General features: G+C 50.8%; 4 protein-coding genes. 3 read left to right on the top strand and 1 reads right to left on the bottom strand.

What is annotated here, in order from left to right; genetic code table 11:
• The 3 genes from B5F27_RS17065 to B5F27_RS15925 form a co-directional block, all read left to right on the top strand.
• Positions 1–440, top strand: a 440-nt coding sequence (locus B5F27_RS17065) for a hypothetical protein (RefSeq protein WP_206423023.1), incomplete at its 5' end; no start/stop codon positions are given.
• The gene (locus tag B5F27_RS15920; protein ID WP_087369028.1) at positions 388–1,032 is read left to right on the top strand and encodes a YcxB family protein; all 645 of its coding nucleotides are present in this window, start codon (positions 388–390) and stop codon (positions 1,030–1,032) included. The genes B5F27_RS17065 and B5F27_RS15920, both read left to right, overlap by 53 nt.
• Positions 1,033–1,079: 47 nt before the next feature.
• Complete coding sequence (locus B5F27_RS15925; protein WP_087369029.1) at positions 1,080–2,648, top strand: hypothetical protein; 1,569 nt, start codon at positions 1,080–1,082, stop codon at positions 2,646–2,648.
• Positions 2,649–3,198: 550 nt separating this feature from the next.
• Here B5F27_RS15925 and B5F27_RS15930 read toward each other — a convergent pair.
• On the bottom strand, positions 3,199–3,467 hold a 269-nt coding region (locus B5F27_RS15930; RefSeq protein WP_144066563.1), incomplete at its 5' end, for an IS3 family transposase.

The following is a 3,467-nucleotide window of genomic DNA, read 5'->3' on the forward strand; positions in this document are numbered from 1 at the left end:
AAGACTGGCCTGGCTCCGCTCTCGCTTCGCCAGGCCAGTCTTTGATTCGCTTGTTCTACCCCTTGCAGGCCTCTTTTTTGTACTGTCCGCACAATATGGGGCGGTTCATCACTTCCTCGGAACCCGGCTCTTCATTATTGATACAGGGGCGCAGCACAGAACATCCGATTTTTCCGCACTACTCCTGCGGTTTCGGCTTCCCACCCCTGTGGTATGATCGCAAAAAATTTTTTAATCTGTGCCCAAAAATGCAGTGCTGGTTCGTTTACAAGACAAAGAGAAATCTCTGGCCAAAATCAGCGGTATATGGCACAATAGAAACAGCACCACATTTCCAGCAGATCGACTTGCAAACGACACAGCCATACAGCCCGGAAGGTGATAAAGATGAAATCCAGCCATTGCGACGATCCCTACCTGTTTCAAATCAGTTCCTATGATATCAGCCGTCTTCTGCCCCAGGTGAGCAAAGCACTTGAAAAAAGGTCAGAATATCTTTCCCGGCAGCGCTATCCCAACATGTGGCGTCACATTGACCGCCTTCCCTCCCCCTCTCAAGGACTCAGTCGGAGCCGGCTGCGCACCAGGCTGTTCAGCGTCCTCTGTCTGGCGGCGGGGGTGATTCTGGTTGTGCCCGGTCTTATGGAGCCAAAGGAACTGTTGGTTCCCTTGGTGGCAGGCGCAGCCGCCATTGTACTGGGTATCAGCGGGTTATGGGCAACCAGAAAGAACCGTGAAAAGCCATTCGACCGCTCAGCCCGGCTGCTTCTGGAAGGGAAAGATCAAACTCCGGAAAGTCCTGTTCCTGCTGTGTCTTTCTCGGATCAGGGAATGACCCTTTCAGAAAAAGGCGAGACAGAGTTTGTTCCATACAGTGACTTTGAATCTGCATGGGAAACAGAAGACGCTCTGCTTCTTGTGTTCGGGCAGCGCGTCACCCTTTTGCAGAAGCAGGATTTGGTACAAGGCGATGTTGCCAGTCTGTCCCGACTGCTTTCCGAAAAAGTCGCAACATACCAGTTCATGGATTGATTTCTACAGAAACAAAGATTCCACTGATAAAGAGAGGTTGAAACAAAATGGCACTCGCCTATCAAGCGTTTTTGAAGAAAGGCATTGACCTGGCCCCCTTGGGTTGGGAGACCAATGGAGCGTTCATTCCTTATTTCTGTACTCCAAAGGGAGCCAAGGTTCTTGGCTGGGCCGGTGTGGATGGAATCCACTACTGCACCATCCGTGGTTTTGGGGATATGATCTTTGCAGTCAGCCCGATGAATGTCGGAGATTATGTACATCCCATTGCCCGAAATTTCGAGGATCTGCTGCGGCTGCTTCTGTCCTGCACGGATATGGCCGCTCTGGAACAATGTTATGCATGGGATGAGGAACAATACAAAGCCTTCCTCATGGATTGTCCCGCGACACCTGAGCAGCAGGCCGTGCTGGATGCCATACGGTCAAAAACCAGCCTTGAACCAATGGAAGACGCCTTTCACTATGTAAAGAAGCTCCAGGCAGAGTTCGATCTTTCTGCTATTCCTTATACAGAGGATTACTATGACGAGGACATGAACCCCGCCGTGCCAAAGGAAGCTCCTCAGTGGAAAGTAACCTTTGACGGCAGCTTCTGGGGCCATCCGAAGAGCCAGCGGCCCGGTAAAGAAATCGCCGTAAATATGCAGTTTGATTGGACCGGACGACATTGGATCATCCCTTCTGTCTATTCCTGCTCCAAGGGACTGGTGGTTGATTTCTGTATGCAGGTCGAGCCTGCGGACATCCTTTCCTTCATGGACAAGTGGCATCTGTGTGCAGATGCTGACGAAGAGCAGTTCACCCGGGAACAGCGGATGCAGATGGAGTTGGACAATCCCATGTGTATGGATTTCCGTCCAATCCTTCGGCTGAACGGCAAAGAGCTCTGTTTTTCCCATGGCTGTGAGATGTCATACATTCCCTGTCTGCCAGGCAGATCTGCAGCCGAGGCAGAGCAGGATTCCAAACAGGTGATTGCTCACTATCAGCTCGACACAGCGTTCGGATGGGTCATCCACCGCTTCAGCTATCCCTGGGCAACCAGGAAAAAGCCTGAGATCAAGCATCTGTCGGTGACCATGGTACAGCAGGAAGTTTCCATTCCTGGCCCGCATTTCCAGGTAGAAAAGTCCGGCGACACCTTCTCTTTTGTTTACCCTGAAGGTGGTACGGAATACACCCTGACGGTACAGGAATACGAGAAGCAGATTCTGGAAACCAGCCGGATGATGCAGGATATGGAGCATCCCACCCATTATCACTTTATGAGTTATACAGTCACACCGGAATTTTCGGGCGGCGATCTGGATGTAGCGGACTGCTCCGACGGGGACCGCCCCAGACCAAAACCTTGCCCGAGCAAACCATTTGAACCTACCGTCCTCAACGATGCCCTTGTGATCGGCATCATCGGCGGAGCCGATGGTCCCACTGCTATCGTATGCGGACAGCCTGCCGCCCAGGGCAAACTTGGCGCTGCCTGCTCCAGTCTGCATTTTGATCCCGTTGATCGTGTGGAATGGCGGCTCGTCTTCCATGAAAAGCGATACCAAGACAAAACCTTCGACATACAAACCGGATCCATGGCTGCTCCGGCCAAAAAGTCAGACTGATTTATCAGAGGTGTCCCATGAAAAAGCTGCCATCTGGTTTGCAGTGTTGTCAGGGGTGATTCTTGCAATCGCAATGCCGACCATGGGAATTGGGGTCTATCAGAGGTGAAATCGATAATTACTGCGATCCTCTCGATCGGACAGGTACAAGGCGATGAAACCTGTCTGGCCGGATGACTGTTGTGTGCTATACTTTACTTTGTGTTTTTATTGATCCGGAAAACCAATCAGACACATGCAGCCACTAAAAATATTGTTTTCTGGTTTCTTCCTGCTGAATGTTCCAGCGATTTGATCCGGGCCGTTGTCATTCATTACGGCATTGCTGCTGTCTATGGCCTCATTCTATGACCCGTCCTGGTGTTTGGTGCTGTCCAGCGCCTTTCCAATGGCCTGAACATCGGATGTTTTGCCAGTCACAATCAGATTGAGAAAAAGAGCACTCTCCTTTCCTCATAAAGAACAAAGCGGCTCTAAACCCGAGGTTTGAACCGCCCCATATTGTGCGGACAGTACAAAAAAGAGGCCTGCAAGGGGTAGAACAAGCGAATCAAAGACTGGCCTGGCGAAGCGAGAGCGGAGCCAGGCCAGTCTTTGTCTGGAGCCGCTCGTGGTTATAGAAGTGGATGTACTCGTCGATCAGATCGTTGGCCTGCTGAAATGTCTTGAGCTTTTGGCGGTAGATACATTCGGTTTTCAGAATGCCAAAGAAATTTTCTGCCATTGCATTGTCATAGCAATTTCCCCGTCTTGACATAGACGGCGTAATACCGTATTCTTTAGTCAGGTTAAAGTACGCTTGTGAGGTATACTGAAACC

It is taken from the genome of Faecalibacterium sp. An192 (assembly GCF_002160175.1).
In the GTDB taxonomy this organism is placed as follows: domain Bacteria; phylum Bacillota; class Clostridia; order Oscillospirales; family Ruminococcaceae; genus Faecalibacterium.

What these genes read in the sequence shown, in the direction of transcription:
- B5F27_RS15920 (WP_087369028.1), top strand. Translation starts at nt 388, where the DNA reads ATGAAATCCAGCCATTGCGACGATCCCTACCTGTTTCAAATCAGTTCC.
- B5F27_RS15925 (WP_087369029.1), top strand. Translation starts at nt 1,080, where the DNA reads ATGGCACTCGCCTATCAAGCGTTTTTGAAGAAAGGCATTGACCTGGCC.